The 15,480-nt window shown below is 63.3% G+C and carries 16 protein-coding genes and 1 tRNA gene; 4 read left to right on the top strand and 13 right to left on the bottom strand.

What is annotated here, in order from left to right:
- Positions 1-57: 57 nt before the first annotated feature.
- Positions 58-960: a LysR family transcriptional regulator gene (locus ACO06J_RS04685; protein ID WP_421759543.1), complete on the bottom strand. Its 903-nt coding sequence runs from the start codon at positions 958-960 to the stop codon at positions 58-60.
- Between the two features lie 123 nt (positions 961-1,083).
- On the opposite strand from ACO06J_RS04685, the gene ACO06J_RS04680 reads away from it, so the two are divergent.
- Positions 1,084-1,938, top strand: coding sequence for an alpha/beta fold hydrolase (locus ACO06J_RS04680; protein WP_421759542.1), 855 nt, complete (start codon positions 1,084-1,086; stop codon positions 1,936-1,938).
- A gap of 243 nt (positions 1,939-2,181) precedes the next feature.
- On the opposite strand, the gene ACO06J_RS04675 is transcribed toward ACO06J_RS04680, so the two are convergent.
- The 5 genes from ACO06J_RS04675 to acs all read right to left on the bottom strand — a co-directional run bounded on the left by ACO06J_RS04675 (position 2,182) and on the right by acs (position 7,351).
- A complete protein-coding gene (locus ACO06J_RS04675; protein ID WP_421759541.1) occupies positions 2,182-2,988 on the bottom strand; it encodes a UDP-2,3-diacylglucosamine diphosphatase in 807 nt (268 codons plus the stop codon).
- Positions 2,989-3,095: 107 nt separating this feature from the next.
- A complete protein-coding gene (locus tag ACO06J_RS04670; RefSeq protein WP_421759540.1) occupies positions 3,096-3,599 on the bottom strand; it encodes a cupin domain-containing protein in 504 nt (167 codons plus the stop codon).
- A gap of 26 nt (positions 3,600-3,625) precedes the next feature.
- The gene (locus ACO06J_RS04665; RefSeq protein WP_421759539.1) at positions 3,626-4,714 is read right to left on the bottom strand and encodes a glycoside hydrolase family 3 protein; all 1,089 of its coding nucleotides are present in this window, start codon (positions 4,712-4,714) and stop codon (positions 3,626-3,628) included.
- 71 nt (positions 4,715-4,785) lie between these two features.
- Entirely contained in the window at positions 4,786-5,346 is a 561-nt protein-coding gene (locus ACO06J_RS04660) for a hemerythrin domain-containing protein (RefSeq protein WP_421759538.1), read from the bottom strand.
- Positions 5,347-5,407: 61 nt separating this feature from the next.
- Positions 5,408-7,351, bottom strand: a complete 1,944-nt coding sequence (gene acs / locus ACO06J_RS04655; RefSeq protein WP_421759537.1) for an acetate--CoA ligase — start codon at positions 7,349-7,351, stop codon at positions 5,408-5,410.
- 151 nt (positions 7,352-7,502) lie between these two features.
- Between acs and ACO06J_RS04650 the strand changes: the two genes are divergently transcribed.
- On the top strand, positions 7,503-8,069 hold the full coding sequence (locus ACO06J_RS04650) for a hypothetical protein (RefSeq protein WP_421759536.1): 567 nt from the start codon (positions 7,503-7,505) through the stop codon (positions 8,067-8,069).
- A gap of 147 nt (positions 8,070-8,216) precedes the next feature.
- On the opposite strand, the gene ACO06J_RS04645 is transcribed toward ACO06J_RS04650, so the two are convergent.
- From ACO06J_RS04645 to ACO06J_RS04630, 4 genes are all read right to left on the bottom strand, one after another.
- Positions 8,217-9,548 (bottom strand): lipopolysaccharide biosynthesis protein, encoded by a 1,332-nt coding sequence (locus ACO06J_RS04645; RefSeq protein WP_421759535.1) that lies wholly within the window; start codon positions 9,546-9,548, stop codon positions 8,217-8,219.
- Positions 9,545-10,705, bottom strand: coding sequence for a lipid II:glycine glycyltransferase FemX (locus ACO06J_RS04640; protein ID WP_421759534.1), 1,161 nt, complete (start codon positions 10,703-10,705; stop codon positions 9,545-9,547). Before ACO06J_RS04640 ends, ACO06J_RS04645 begins: the two co-directional genes overlap by 4 nt.
- A gap of 114 nt (positions 10,706-10,819) precedes the next feature.
- Entirely contained in the window at positions 10,820-11,512 is a 693-nt protein-coding gene (locus tag ACO06J_RS04635; protein WP_421759533.1) for a TerC family protein, read from the bottom strand.
- A 170-nt stretch (positions 11,513-11,682) separates the two neighbouring features.
- On the bottom strand, positions 11,683-12,183 hold the full coding sequence (locus ACO06J_RS04630) for a ferritin-like domain-containing protein (protein ID WP_421759532.1): 501 nt from the start codon (positions 12,181-12,183) through the stop codon (positions 11,683-11,685).
- Between the two features lie 162 nt (positions 12,184-12,345).
- Here ACO06J_RS04630 and ACO06J_RS04625 point away from each other — a divergent pair, with 162 nt between their 5' ends.
- Positions 12,346-12,663, top strand: a complete 318-nt coding sequence (locus tag ACO06J_RS04625; RefSeq protein WP_421759531.1) for a hypothetical protein — start codon at positions 12,346-12,348, stop codon at positions 12,661-12,663.
- 6 nt (positions 12,664-12,669) lie between these two features.
- Here the strand turns inward: ACO06J_RS04625 and ACO06J_RS04620 are convergent.
- Positions 12,670-12,745: transfer RNA gene (locus ACO06J_RS04620), tRNA-Lys, on the bottom strand.
- 130 nt (positions 12,746-12,875) lie between these two features.
- Between ACO06J_RS04620 and ACO06J_RS04615 the strand changes: the two genes are divergently transcribed.
- Positions 12,876-13,733: a mechanosensitive ion channel family protein gene (locus tag ACO06J_RS04615; protein WP_421759530.1), complete on the top strand. Its 858-nt coding sequence runs from the start codon at positions 12,876-12,878 to the stop codon at positions 13,731-13,733.
- Positions 13,734-13,742: 9 nt separating this feature from the next.
- On the opposite strand, the gene msrA is transcribed toward ACO06J_RS04615, so the two are convergent.
- A complete protein-coding gene (gene msrA, locus ACO06J_RS04610; protein WP_421759529.1) occupies positions 13,743-14,387 on the bottom strand; it encodes a peptide-methionine (S)-S-oxide reductase MsrA in 645 nt (214 codons plus the stop codon).
- A 124-nt stretch (positions 14,388-14,511) separates the two neighbouring features.
- Positions 14,512-15,468 carry an endonuclease/exonuclease/phosphatase family protein gene (locus ACO06J_RS04605; RefSeq protein WP_421759528.1) on the bottom strand — a complete coding sequence of 319 codons (957 nt, stop codon included), beginning with the start codon at positions 15,466-15,468 and terminating at the stop codon, positions 14,512-14,514.
- Positions 15,469-15,480: the final 12 nt, after the last annotated feature.

Here is a 15,480-nt window from a genome sequence, read left to right as displayed (position 1 = left end):
ATCAACGTCGCGGCCGCTTTGCGGTCAACCATGAAGCGACCCAAAAGACTACGCCCACTACGCCTCCGCGCGTGCTCCCTTCAGCACCTCTCCCAACTCAGCTGACAAAAAGTCGGCCACCCGTCGTATCCGAGCGTTGTTGCGCACCTCTTCGCTCATCACCAGCCAGACCGGCAACGCTCCAAGGCCGATGCCACCATCGACCTGTTCGAGCTCCTTGTGGCGCTGCGCGAGGATAACTTGCCCGACGCCTATGCCTGCGCCGGCCAGCATGAGATTCCAGGTCAGGAGGCCATCGTCGGTCCTGAGGGCGAAGTCTTCGCGCGCCAGGGCGATGCCATAGGCTGCAAAGCCGCGGATCAGGAAATCGCTGCGATCAAGACCGATAAGGTCGTGCTGCAGGAGGTCCTCCTTAGAACGGATGCGGCCCCGCCGATCGAAATATTCGCGGGTGGCAAACAAGCCGATCGGCGTGTCGCCGAGCTTGCGGGCAATGAGGGCGTTCTGGGTTGGATCGGCCATGCGGATGGCGATATCGGCGTCGCGACGCAACAGGTTCTGGTTGGTGTCCGAGGCCACAATCTCGATCTGAATGCTCGGCTCCGCCTGCCGGAAAGCCGCCACAATGGGCGGCAGCATCAGGTTGGCGACGATCACCGACGCCGTAATCCTCACGGTGCCGAACAGTTGCTGCGAGCGGCCCTGCGCCTTGAGGTTCAGGGCTTCGGCGGCTGCGCCCATGGCGCGGGCATCCTCGATCAGGCCTAGCGCCGCGTTGGTGGGATCGAGCCCTTGCGCCGACCGGGTGAAGAGGATCACCCCCAGCGCCGTTTCCAGTTCACGAATGTGCCGGCTCAGCGTCGGCTGGGTCGCGCCTGTCTTTTTGGCGGCTGTGGACAGGGAACCGCCCTCGACCACGGCGAGGAAGGAGCGGAGCAGTGTCCAGTCGAGGCTATCCATTTTTGGAATGACGCTATCGTTTCTTGGCCGATTACCATCCAGAAATAGGGCAGCTACATTGGTGAGGTCAACAACAGAGATCGCGGCACAGCCCGGCGGTCGACCCAACCGAGAGAGACAGAAATGAACACCACCAGCACCCAGACCAAGTTCGTCACAACTGAAGGCGGCCGCGTCGCCTTCGAGGACACCGGCGGCAATGGCCCGGCCATCCTCGCCATCCCCGGCATGGGCGACCTGCGCTCCGAGTATCGCCTGATCCGCCCGGCCCTGCAGCAGGCCGGCTACCGCGTGATCACCATGGATGCGCGGGGCTTCGGCGAAACCTCGGCAAAGTGGAGCGACTACTCGGCGCGTGCCGTCGGCCGTGACGCAGTGGCCGTGCTCAAGCATCTGGGTGTCGGCCCTGCCACGATCATGGGCAACTCCTTTGCCGCCGGCTCGGCACTGTGGGCGGCGCAGGACGCACCGGAACAGGTCAATGGCGTCGTGCTTGTCGGGCCAATCGTTCGTGACCTCGAAGCCTCGTTCATCCAGAAACTCTCCCTGAAGGTCGGCTTTGCCGGACCCTGGAAGGTTGGGTTCTGGACCATGTATTGGGACACCCTGTTCCCCACCCGCAAGCCTGCTGACCATGCCGAGGTCAAGGCCGCGATCACGAGGAACCTGAAGGAGCCGGGCCGCGTCGACGCCCTGATCGCTATGCTCGGGCTGTCGAAGGCGGACACTGCGGCCATCCTGGAGCGCACCAAGGTCCCGGCACTGGTCGTCATGGGCACCAAGGACCCGGACTTTGCCGATGCGGTCGAAGAAGCGCGCATGCTCGCCGGCAAGCTGAAGGCCGAGACCATCATCGTGGATGGCGCCGGGCACTATCCCCATACCGAAATGCCCGATCTGGTCGCGCCGAAGCTCCTGTCTTTCCTCGGAGGTCTTCAGCGCAACGGTTCCAAGACCAATCTGCGCACCACCGCCTAAAGCAGGTTACCCCCACGCTTCGGCGCCACCCGCGACACCGCGAGTGGCACCCCAGCCCCCGCCATCCCCACGGCTCCACCCACCTCGACAATACCGAGACGTTTTCGGGTTGGCTGGTGTGGCCGCTAGAGGGCCTGTTCAAACCGAACGAAGCGCGCCGCGCCAACGGTTGTGATGGGTTCAATCAAGCCCTGAAACAGCGGGTAGAGGCGAAGTCCATCCGCTAAGCACCGGCCGCGTCCGTCACCGCGCCGGCGCGCGGCGCAGCCTCAGTCGCCGCGGGGTGCGCGGTTGAGGGGTTTCGGTCCAGCGCAGGAGTTCCAGCACGCCATCTTCGGTTTCGGCGACTGCCGTGCAGCTTTCCACCCAGTCGCCGGTGTTGACGTAGTGGATGCCCATGCGCTCGTGCATATCGGCGTAGTGGATGTGGCCGCAGATGACGCCGTCGACGCCGCTTTCCTTGGCTTCGAGGGTCAGCGCTTCCTCGAAGCGGCCGATGACGCTGACGGCGTTCTTCACCTTGTGCTTGGCCCAGGCGGACAGTGACCAGTAGGTGAGGCCCAGCCGGCGGCGGACCCAGTTGACCACGAGGTTGACGCGCAGCGCGAAGCGATAGGCCCAGTCGCCCACATAGGCGAGCCACTTGGCGTGGGCGACGACCACGTCGAATTGGTCGCCATGCATGACGAGATAGGTCTTGCCGAGCGCCGTGGTGTGGATGGTGCGATCAACGAACTCGACCTCACCGAAATAGGTGCCGAGATACTCGCGCAGGAACTCGTCATGGTTGCCGGGCAGCACGACGATGCGGGTGCCGGCCAGCGCCTTTTCGAGGAAGAGCTCGACCAGTTGGTGATATTCGGCCGGCCAGAACCAGCTCTTCGCCAACCGCCAGCCATCGACGATGTCGCCGACGAGGTAGATCGTTTCGGCCTCGTGCCAGCGCAGGAAGTCGTTGAGCTGGGTAATCCGGGTCGGCCGCATGCCCAGATGCACGTCGGACAGAAACAGCGCGCGAACCCGCCGAACCTCCCTGCCCTCATCGATCATGTGCATGCCCTTCGAAATATCGGAGTTGGAGACTACCCCATTCAGCTGTCGAGGCAGAGCGCTTTAACACCCAGCGCGCCGCCAGATGGGGAAAACTTGTGACGGCCTTATGTCGCCTCGGGCGTCAGCCGGGTGATAACGGCCGCGTGCTGGGGGAATTTCGCCAGCAGTTCGGCGCGGGTGACGAGGATCATGTCGTCCATATCCCAGGCCGGAGAAACCACCTCGCTGACAAGGCCATAGGACCCTTGAGGCAACTCCGCTGCCTTCCACACACCGCCGGCAACGGCGAGGCTCGGGACCTGGCCTGCCGCCAGATCGGGCCCCAGCACCACCGCTTCGTAGCGGCCATCGGGGTGGATCAGGTGGTAGGTCAGCGGCGCGCCCATGTGATGGTACTGGATGCCGTCGGAGTGCTTGGTGTGGAAGTGATCGACCGGCGAGTCGTCGGTGAGCATGTAGTAGATCGAGCTCATGGTGCCGCGCGGGCCGTGCTCGGTGGCAAACGGCGCGCGGTGTTCAGGTCGGAAGGTCTCGCGGAAATAGCCGCCCTCGAAATGATCCCTGAGGCCGAGGGCCGCGATGATCCCGGCCTTGTCCAATGTCGTCATGTGCTGCTCCGGCGCTTCCGGCGGGCTTAATGCCCGATCCGCGCCTTGAGCGCCACTATGCGCGCGTAGCTTTCTTCAATCCGCGCCTTGAACGCCGGATCGGCCTCGGCCTCGGCGACGAGGATGGCGCGCACTTCATCGCCCAGAGTGATGCGCGGTTTCACCGTGTTGGAGAACAGCAGCACATCAACCCCGGCATTGACCGCCTTGATCACCGCATCCTTCAGCCCGAAATGATCGCGGATGGCGCCCATCTGCAGATCATCGGAAATCACCACGCCCTTGAAGCCGAGTTTGCCGCGCAGCACACCATCGATCCAGGGCTTGGAGAGGCTGGAGGGGAGGCCGGAGGGATCGACCTTGGTGTCGATCAGGTGCCCCACCATCACGAAATCCTGGTAGCCGCCCGCGATCAGCTCCCGATAGGGTTCGAGTTCGGCATCGCTCCAGGTGCGGGTGATATCGACAAAGCCCTCATGGCTGTCGGCGGTGGATGAGCCGTGGCCGGGGAAATGCTTGAGCGAGGTCAGAAGGCCCGCCTCGTGATGGGCAGCGATCACCTCGGCGGCGTAGCTCGCGACAACGTCCCCGGTCTTGCCATAAGCGCGACCGAACTTGGCGATCACTTGATTGTTGGGGTTGACGGCGAGATCGACCACCGGCGCGAAATTGACGTTGAAACCCCAATCCTTCACCCCTTGCGCCAGCCCGGCATAGACGGCACGGGCCTCGGCCGGGGTGTCCGTTTTGGCGATGGTCGCCGCGTCAGGCACTTCGGTAAAACCCACAGCTCCGGTGAGCCGCTCAACCAGCCCGCCCTCCTGGTCGATAGTGATGAACGGCGGCAGGTCGGGCGAAGCGCCAACGAGCGCCGCATTGATCGCCGTCACGGCCTTGCGGTTCTTGACGTTGGTCTTGAGGAACATCACGCCACCGAGGTCACCGGCGGCGATCTCCTTGGTGAGCGCCACCACGGACTTGTCGGCCACGTCATCGCCGGTAAAGCCAATCACGATCATTTGGCCAGCCATCTGATCGAGGCTCTGGGCAGACGCAGGATGAGCCGCCAGCGCCAGGGTTAGCGCTGCAGCAAGGCCGATGGAAAATCTGGGCATAGGGTCCCGCAAGGTGTGAATCGCTTTGGCTCACACTCTAGACTGAAAGCGGCGGAAACCGGGATGGGCCGCTACATGCCAATGCCATAGAACCCAATCGCATCGCCGATCTCGTCTTCCTCGTAGACAAAGTGCGAGAGCAAAACCCGCTCCAGCGCTTCGTAAGTCTCACGGCAGATCTCGAAATTGTCGCGCGTCGGCGCATCGGCCAGCTCACCGATGGCAGCCATCAGACGCACCAGCAACTCGTGCACCACGCCGTGCTCCGCCTCCAGCCGGTCCGCAACTCGTGCCAACAGTTCGCTCTGATCGCGCAGGGCGGGGAAGAACACCTGATCCTCGATCGAGTGGTGGCCATGGATCATCTGGCAATGCTGGCCGCACAGCGTGCCGAAGCGCCGGTAGTTCGTCACCAGCGACAGCGCTTCTGCCTCAGCGGTCAGCTCCGCACCGCTCACCGCGCCGGCGCTCGCCCGCTCGATCAGGCGCCGGAGCAGCGCCATCTCGCCACGGAAATGTTCGTGCACCATCCTGAGGTGCTCGCCCGGCGCGCGCTGCTCCGGCGTCAGACCGGTAAGTTTGGGAGCAACCGGACGAGTTGAGTCATCAAGAAAACCGATATCGAGCAGCATGTGGAGGTTCCGCGCCGGAGGGAGAGACCTAGATCGGCGCGGAAGCCTCGTTTTGCAAGCGCTAGCGATTCTGCCGGTTCTCGACGAGGTCGGTCACCACGCCCGGATCGGCGAGCGTCGAGGTGTCGCCCAGTGCGCCATAGTCGTTCTCCGCAATTTTGCGCAGGATGCGGCGCATGATCTTACCCGAGCGAGTTTTCGGCAGGCCCGGTGCGAACTGGATCAGGTCGGGCGAGGCGATGGCGCCGATTTCCTTGCGGACCCAGTTGCGGAGCTCGAGCTTCAGCTCGTCGCTGGAGGCCTCGCCCGCCATCAGGGTGACATAGCAATAAATGCCCTGCCCCTTGATGTCGTGCGGATAGCCGACAACGGCAGCCTCCGAGACCTTGGGATGCGCCACCAACGCGCTTTCGACCTCGGCCGTGCCAAGGCGGTGACCCGAGACGTTCAGCACGTCGTCGACGCGGCCAGTGATCCAGTAGTACCCGTCCTCGTCGCGCCGGCAGCCGTCGCCGGTGAAATAGTAGCCCTTGTAGGTCTCGAAATAGGTCGAAACGAACCGCGCATGGTCGCCATAAACGGTGCGCATCTGGCCCGGCCAGCTGTCCTTGATGCAAAGCACGCCTTCGGCCTTGGTCTGCTCCTGCAGCTTGCCTTCGGGCGAGAGCACCAGCGGCTGCACGCCCGGCATCGGCAGCGTCGCGGAACCGGGTTTCGCAGCGATGGCGCCAGGCATGGGCGAAATCAGGATGCCACCGGTCTCGGTTTGCCACCAGGTATCGACGATCTCGCAGCGGCCCTTGCCGACGTGCTTATGGTACCAGAGCCAGGCTTCCGGATTGATCGGCTCGCCAACCGAACCGAGCAGCCGTAGCGAGTCCATCGCGTACTTGTCGACCCAGTCGGGACCGGCACCCATCAGTGCGCGGATGGCGGTGGGGGCGGTGTAGAAGATGTTGACCTTGTGCTTTTCGATCACCTGCCAGAAGCGCGAGGCATCGGGATAGCTCGGGATGCCCTCGAACATCAGCGTCGTCGCGCCATTGGCGAGCGGGCCGTAGACGATATAGCTGTGCCCGGTGACCCAGCCCACGTCTGCCGTGCACCAGAACACTTCGCCCTTTTTGTAGTCGAACACCTTTTCATGGGTGTACGACGCCCAGACGGCATAGCCGCCCGTGGTGTGGAGCACGCCCTTGGGCCGGCCTGTCGAACCAGAGGTGTAGAGGATGAACAGCGGGTCTTCGGCGTTCATCGGCTCGGGCTCGCAGAACGGCTCGACGCCTGCAGCCGCCTCATGCCACCAGACGTCGCGGCTGCCCTTCATCGCGACATCGGCGCCGGTATTGTGGACGACCAGCACCTTTTCGACGCCGGGCGCATTCTTCAGCGCCTCGTCGACGTTCTTTTTGAGAGGAATGGTCTTGCCGCCACGGCGGCCCTCGTCGGCAGTGATCACCACGCGGCTGTCGCAATCGTTGATGCGGCCCGAGAGCGAATCCGGCGAAAAGCCGCCGAACACCACCGAATGCACGGCCCCGATCCGCGCGCAGGCGAGCATCGAATAAGCGGCCTGCGGGATCATCGGCAGATAGATGGTGACGCGGTCGCCCTTCTTGACGCCCAGCGATTTCAGCACGTTGGCGCAACGGCTGACGCGTTCGTGGAGCTTGCGGTAGGTGATCAGCTCCTGGGTACCGGGCGTATCGCCTTCCCAGATGATCGCCACTTCGTCGCCGCGCTCGGCGAGGTGCCGATCGATGCAGTTGACCGAAAGGTTCAGGATGCCATCCTCGAACCACTTGATCGAGACGTTCGGGTATTCGTAGCTGGTGTTCTTGATGATGGTCGGTGGCTTGATCCAGTCGAGCCGCTTGGCTTCCTCTTTCCAGAAGCCGTTGGGGTCGCTTACCGACCGCGCATAGGCATCGGCGTACTGCGCCGCGCTGGTCAGGGTGTGGGCCTTCGCCGCCTCACTGGGCTCGAACACCAGATTGTCACTCATAGTCGTCCTCCTCATTGCCTCCGTTCTAGCCAAGGCACCGAGGCCGGGCAAGCAGACCACTTGCGGCCTTTAGGCGTATGGAAACCTTGGCGATAAACGGTTTGTCGGCGGTTTTGTGCGACAAGCAGATGGAAATCACGCGGAGGCAGCGATGCCCGAACTTGGCTACCACGCCGCAAGGCCCGACGAACTCGACATGATCCACCGCGAATTGATGGCGGTGATCGATGAGTCCCCCCACTATTCAGACCGCTTCAAGGCACACGAGAAGGGCCGCCTGACCAAGGGGTTCCTCCGCGCCCTGCAGCGGGTCGACCCCTTCCACGTCATTATTCTGACCGTCGATGGCGAAGCTGGCGGCGGGCTGATCTCGGGGCCGGAATGCGGTGCGGTGTTCCGCTACTGGAGCTGGATTTTCCCCTCGCACCGGAAGACCCGTCTCGGCCTCCATGGCATGCGGATTTTTGACGAGCACTGGGACAACGGCAAGTTCCACAAGGCCTTCACCTGGGTGCGCCCGGAAAACGAAGTCGCCCTCGCCCTGCTCCGCCGCTACGGCTACGAGCAGAGCGCTTACCTCAAGCAGCAGCTTTTCGGGCAGGACTACGTGGTGATGGAAAAGTTCTACACCAAGGTCACGGAGGACTATGACTCCGGGATGAGCATGGGCCGGGTGGCGCGCTGGCGGGCGCGGTTTGATACGCTGCTGGGGCGCTAGACGAAGCGTCGGAGCGGGTTGCCCACCCCACCCTTGATCCCTCCCCATCGAGGGGAGAGAGACGACTGATGCTCCAACGAACCCGATCGGCCTCCCTCCCCCTTGTGGGGAGGGAATGAGGGTGGGGGGTGCCCCGCGCGGCGGCGCCTAGACGTCCTTGACCTGTCGCCCCGCCAGCAACTCACGCAGCCGCGGCAACACCGACACATCCACACCCGCGAGCCGCCGTGCAGTCAACCACATCGCCGCCGACCACAGCGTCTGCGCCGCGAGCGCCGCCAGCGCTGCGCCCATCAGCCCAAGCGACGGCACCAGCAGCAGGTTGCCCCCGACCAGCACGGCCATGCCCAACGCAATCGCCGGAAGCGGCGCGTAGGGACGGTCGTGGATGGACAGCACCAGCGCCGCTGGACCGAAAGCAGACCTGACGCAGAGCGCGAGGCAAAGCACCGCCAACGGCGCCTCGCCGGCGGCAAAGGCAGGTCCGAACAGCATCAGGAGGATCGGCGCCCCTACGAGTACTCCGGCAAACAGCGCCAGCGAGATGCCGCAGGCGAGGAGGTTCGCCTCGCCGATCTGTCGGACAAAGCCGGGCCGGTCGCTCGCAGCGTTGCGCTCGAACATTTCGGGCAGGACGATCGCATAGACCGCCGACACACCGAACGCGACGATCGAGAACACCCGCGTCGCCACGCCGAACACCGCCAGCGTTTCGCGATCGAGGAGGTTCGAGATGATCAACAGATCGATGTCGAAGAAGAAGTCGGTAGCAAGCGCAATCACAACCCACGGCAACGCAAATCGCCACCAGCGGCGAGGCTCCATCGTGCTGGGAGCAGTTCCTTCCGGAACCGCCCGTACTGCACGCAGCACAACCATGAACTGCCCGGCCGCGACCGCCAAGAAACCAATGGCCAGCAGCCAGACCAGCGCGTCGAGCCGTTGCACACCAGTGAACGCGAGAGTCGCTCCACTGATGACCAGAACGATCAGCAGTGGCCGGAACAGTGTATCGGCGAGAATGCCGGCGAGTGGGCGCTTCAGCCCGATGAGGATCGCGCTGTTGGTGTAGACCACCGCCGTCGCGGCTGCCATTAGCACGCCGGGCACCCAGTGCTCCGCCAGCACCCTGCCCGGCTCACCCACGAGCCCGACCAGCGGCGCCCCCAGCACCAGCAGCGCCAGAGCCGTGATCGCCACGAAGCCATAAGCGCGCGCCATGAAGCGTTTGAGCAGCACAGCCTCACCTTTGGCTCGATAATCAGCCGCGAAATACGTCCCGATCGTCTGAAATCCGAGCGGCAATACCACCGCAACGATGTTCACACTGGCGATGATGACAAGGTATTCGCCCAGTTGCTGAGCGCCCCAGAAGCGCGCGATGGCGGCCTGGGCGAGAAAGATCACGCCCGCGCCGAACAGGCGCGCTGCGAACAACAGGCCCGATTGCGACAGGAGGCGCTGGCGCAGCCCCATCATGGCCGCCGGTGCTGATCGGGCTTGGCCCGATCGGGTCGCAACCGGTCGATCCAGCGGTTGACCCGGTGGAGCAGTTCGCGCCCGGCAAATGCCGTCTCGCCGACGAGGCGAGGCCAAAGGCGCGCCGCATAGTTGGCAACGGGCGGCACCGGACGGATCAAACCGCGCGCGCCGACCATCCCCTTCTTGAACTGGTGCAGCCCCTGGAACCCATCGGTGCCGCCGAGATCGTACCAGCAGGCAGCGGTGTTATCACGGAGCCAGCCGATGATCTTCCAGTGCAGGAAGTAGCCGGCCCTGAGCTCCAGCGCCTCCGCGCTGGTGGCGCCGTAAAGATAGACCGCGCGGTCACCTGCCTTGAAGATGATAGCACCGGCAACGATTTCGCCGCTATGCCGGACGAAGAAGAGCTCGGGCCGAAGCAGCGGGTTCTCGAGCATCATCAGCTCGCGCACGGTGTCGAAGGCTGAGTGATCGGGGAATCTCTTGCGATCGACCATCTGCTCGTAAAGCGCGTTGAACGCGTCGAACTGCTCGGGACCAGCAACCTCGAAACTCAGATCGGCTCGCTCCGAGCGCTTCAGATGGTAGCGCCACTTTTGCTCGAAGCTCTGCAAGTGCTCGGCATCGGTGAGCTGCAGATTGACCAGATAGCGGTTGGGAAACAGCAGCCGCGCACCCTTGCGGAAGCCGCGGCTCAGCAAGTGGGCGTAGTCGGAATTGTCGGCACCCAGTGACGCACGCGGCAGCACTGAAAGCATCATGCCGCATCGCTCAGCGTACTCGGCGGTAAGGGCGTCGATCATGCCGCGATAGATCGCTGCGGCATCCGGATGTTCAGTGTCGCGCAGCATCGGCGCCCACTTGGTCACCGCGATGGCGCCAAGCCGCAGCGGCAGCGGCTGCACCATCACCAGGCACCCACCCACCAGCTCCTCGCCGCGATAAAATAGCACCGGCTCCTGCACCACGCCCGGCCAGCGCGAGCTGGCAAAGGACGAAAGCTGCTCCTGGCAAACTTCGTCAAACGCAGCAACAGCGCCGTCCCATTGCGCGGGAGCAATCGACTGCATGGTGAGTTCCGCTGGCCGCGCCGATGCCAGCTGCGGCGCCTTTGGCGCAGTTTCAGCAGCAAACGTGAGTGTGGCAGACGGCATGCGCGGGCATCCATATCGGATATTGTCCCGGCGACCCTATCGTCCTGATAGTGATGACTTTCCTTACCGCACGGCGCCAAAGCGCACAAAAAGCACGCCTTGGTTAGGAGAGGCTTAGTGCGGCAGCGGCGGTGGCCCCTTGATCAGCGGGATCATCGGCAGCGTATGCCCCATCAATTGGTCAGCGCCCTCGTACAGCATCTTCAGCGACACGTAGAAGATGATGGCAAGACCGACCCAGGCGATCCAGCGAAACCGATGGAGGAGGCCAGCAATGAACGAGGCGGCAACGCCCATCATCACCACCGACAGCGCGAGACCGAAAACCAGTGCCTCGATATGGTGCTGCGCCGCGCCGGCCACCGCCAGCACGTTGTCGAGCGACATCGATACGTCGGCGATGATGATCTGCATCACCGCCTGGCGCAGCGTCTTCTGCGGCGCGCGGCCGCTCACCTTGCCATCGGCATCGAGATCTGCGTTCGCCAGCGCCTCGGCGGCATCCTGCTCATGGGTATGAGAGCCGAGCTCGCGATACATCTTCCAGCAGACCCAGAGCAGCAGCAGCGCACCGGCAATCAGCAGCCCACCGCCAAGCGCCAGCAGTTGGGTGGTGACCAGCGCAAAACCGATGCGCAGAACGGTAGCGGCTGCGATGCCGATGAGGATCGCCTTTTGCCGCAGAACCGACGGCAACCCGGCCGCCGCCAGCCCGATCACCACGGCATTGTCGCCCGCCAGCACCAGATCAATCAGGATAACCTGGAAAAACGCAGCAAAAGCCGAAGGTTCTAGGCCGAAAGGCATGCTGGTTTCGCTCCGGAAACGTGAGGATTAGGACGTTTATGTAGGGGCTGCACGGCAGGCTGTGAAGCCCTGCACACAAGATGGGCTCGGAAAACGGCTGGCGCGCCCGCGCGTTGGGCCAACTGGCCAAAGAAAACGCGGCGGAAATGCCGCCGCGTTTATTCATTCCATCACGCAGCCTTGGCGTTGTCGCCGCCGGCTTCTGCGAGCTTGGTCAGGGTCTGGTCGGTGGTGCGCTCTTCAAGCAGCGTTGTCTCGAGCAGCTTGGCCGCATCGGCATAGCCGAGCTGCTCGGCCCAGGTGCGCAGCGTGCCGTAGCGGGCCATCTCGTAGTGCTCGACGGCCTGAGCGGCGGCGATGAGGCCGGCATCGAGGGCGATGGTGCCCTTGTAGTCTTCCATGATCGACTTGCCTTCCTCGAGAATGCCGAGGATTGCGTCGCAGGTCTTGCCGCGGGCCGGCTTGCCGATGATCTCGAACACCTGCTCGAGGCGTTCTATGTGCACCTCAGTCTCGCCCATGTGTTTTTCAAAGCCCGCCTTGAGGCTCGGATCCTGAGCGGCCTTTGCCATTTTCGGCAGCGCCTTCACGATCTGCTTTTCTGCGTAATAGATGTCCTTGAGCGTATCGATGAACAGATCCTCAAGACCCATTTCCGTTTTGACAGCCATTTGTCGTTTCTCCGGTTTGAGTATGGGGGAACAACAACGATCCGCACGAACCGTTCCCACTAGTTTTCGAAGAGATCATGTGGGCGCCACCGGCCCTTCTCAATGCAGGCAGGCAACCTATTGGAGGGTAACGCCGTTGCGCCTTTGAACCGGGATTGCCACATGATCGAGCTTGAAAGTAACCAGGACCGCGAGCTTCTGGTCTTTGAAACCAACGCCCAGCTGTGGCGGCTAGAAGCACACCGATTTGCCAACGCGCTATCCGAACAGGCCGCTTTCGGCACCGCGCCCGATCAGGCGCTCCGTACCAGCGCCATGGTCGCGCTTGACGGGATCGAGATGGAAATCGCGCGGTTCCAGAAATTCGCGACCAGTAACCCCGGCCGGGCACTAGACGTGCTGGTGCGGCTCGCCGAGGTCGCTGTGGCGCTGCAGGCGGCCCGCACTCGTCTCACGAGTGCGTTGAAATTCAACGATTAAGGGGATTGGTGGGTGCGCACGGGATCGAACCGTGGACCCGCTGATTAAGAGTCAGCTGCTCTACCATCTGAGCTACACACCCGGTCCGAGCGGGGGGATAGCAACATCATGGGGGGGTGTCCAGCAATAATGTTGCCTGCTCGACACTTTCGTAGTTTTGGCCGATTGGTAGGTTAACAACCGCCCGTCCCGCCCTCGTCCGCAAAAGCCCCATGCCCCACGTTTCTGACTTCGCATCGGCTGTCCTCGCCTGGTTCAGCACCAACGCCCTTCCCATCGCCATCGCCCTCGCGATTTTGATCGGCGGCTGGAACGTCGCGCGTTGGGCCTCAAAGATGATTCAGCGGCTGCTGCCGCGAGCCTATGGGGTAGACAAAACCTTCGCCCCCCTGCTTGCCCAGGCCGCGCGCTACGGCATCATCATTTTTTCGCTGGTCACCGCCCTGAGCGTCGTCGGCGTTTCGAGCGCCTCGATCTATGCCGTGCTGGGCGCGGCCGGCCTCGCCATCGTGCTGGCGCTGCAGGGCACGCTTTCAAATATCGCAGCCGGCATCATGCTGATCTGGCTCAGGCCCATCGCGGTTGGCGAGTACATCGTCGGCGATGGTGTTGCGGGCATTGTGGTCGAGATCGGGCTATTCGGCACAAGGCTCCGCTCATCGAGCGGACTTTTCATCTTCACGCCGAATCAACGGCTGTGGAACTCCACCATCACCAACCACAGCCGGGAGAAGCGACGCCGCATCGACGTCAACATCAGCCTGCCCGACACCTCGGACATGGGCCAGGCCCGTAAGGCGATGCTGCGCGTGGCAGCCTCCGACAAACGCGTTGAGGTGGACCCCGCCCCAACCGTGCACGTCGATTCCTTCGCAGGCGACCGCATCGTTCTGCAACTGCGCGCCTGGGTGCCGACGCCGGAATATCTCCCGGCGCTCCGTGACGTGACGGAAAAAGCCAAGCTCGCCATCAACAAGCAGCTGGCGCAGGCCGGCGAACGCGCCGAAGTGACCCCGTCGGGCGACCCGCACAGTCAGTTGCCGGGCGGCCAGGCGCCCGACATTTCGTAGTCAGCCTCCTCAGGCGTGCCCGTCGAGGCCCTTGAACGCCTCCTTGCCCCAGATCGCCTCGACCTGCGCATTCTTCCCGCAGCCGATGCGATAGCGCATGTAGTGCTCCATCCGTGTGAGCCCGTTATTGAGCATCTCCGTGCCGCGCCAGAAATTCTGATGGTACTCTTCGGCGGGCCAGAACGTCGGCGCCATGGCGATGACCGTGGCGACCGGCTTGCCGAGTTGCTTGGCAACGTCTGCCTTCTCAGCCTCTGCCACCTTCATCTCCGCTTCGCTGCCGACATAGACGGCAGTCGTGTAGCTCTCGCCAAAATCGCAGAACTGGCCGTTCTTTTCCATCGGATCAATCACGTGAAAGAACGTGTCGACCAGCTTGTCATAGCTGGTGATTGCCGGATCGTAGACGATCTTGACCGCTTCGCGGTGCCCGGTGGTCTCGGTCACCACCTGCTCGTAGGTGGGGTGGTCGACATGCCCGCCGATATAGCCCGAAGTGGTCGAGATCACGCCCGGCGCATGGTCGAAATCGCTTTCGATCGACCAGAAACACCCGCCGGCAAAAATCGCGGTCGCTGTCTCGGCGCCCTGTACGCTACAGGTGGCCATGGCGCCGACAACGGCGATCGCGACGGCAAGCTTGTTGGTCTTCATGGAAATCTCCCGGAATTGCTGCCCAAACGTGGACCCGGGAGGCGCCGCACTCAACACAAACTAATGTGCACCGGCGCCCTGTAACCTCGGGCGCCCCTTGTACGAATGAACTTCATCAGGCCGATCACGGCGCCGCGTCGCCCGCGATCGAAATATCCGCAATCAGCCCGCGATGGTTGGAACCCAGCGCATCCGGCATCGCCGAAATATGCGCGATCAGCAGCGGCGAGCGGGTCCACATGTTGTCGATCGGCACGCCAAGCATGCCGGCCCGGATCGGCCAGGTTGCGGGGTAGAAGGGCCCAGGGATCAGCGTTTCGGACTTCGCAAGCCGGTCGATATTGTCCGACCATCCCGCCGCGTTGAAGTCTCCCGCCAGCACCAGCGGGCCCTTCAGCGCCTGTATCGCCTGGCGCAGCACATAGACCTCACCCTCGGCAAAATCGTCGAAATAGGGCTTCACCAGATGCGCGCCAACGAGATTGATCGTCTGCCCGCCGATCACCGTGGTCGCTGTGATCAGCCGGTTGCTCCACACCGGGCTCATCGAGCGGATCTGCACATCGGCGAGAGGTGTCTTTGAGAACAGGATCGTCTCGCAGCGGTTCACCTTGTCCTCGCACCCCGCACGGCTGGGATAGGTCTCTGCCAGTTTATCAATGAAGGGCTGCACCGGCCCCGCTTCCAGCAGCAGCACCACATCAGCGCCCGAGGCGAGGATGTAGTCGGTGATCTTCTGACCGCTATCGAGGTTGGATTGCAGCGTGTTGAAGCTCAGCATCCGGAACAGGGGCTTTGCCGCCGCGGCGCCGATGATCTCGCGCCGCTGCTGCTGCTCAAGCACGATCGCCGCACCCTCCCCGGCGCTCAGGCCGAAGACCACTACAAACAGCAGCGCCCGCCGCCATGCACCTGTGAGAAAAAGGACCAGCACGATGGCCAAGAGGCCCGCCGCGATGTGAAAGCGGATCGATTGCAGCAGCGCCTGACCGGGCACACCCAGGTTGACGCTGACCGCGACCAGCACCCCGGTGATCACCAGCGCCAGCGCGGTGATCGCTCCCCTCAACTCGCGTAGCACGATGTCCCGGCC

Origin of the sequence: Devosia sp. (assembly GCF_965229025.1) — a bacterium.
Lineage (GTDB): Bacteria > Pseudomonadota > Alphaproteobacteria > Rhizobiales > Devosiaceae > Devosia_A.
Note: the sequence above shows the minus strand (reverse complement) of the source record. Positions and strands in the feature narration are given on the sequence as shown.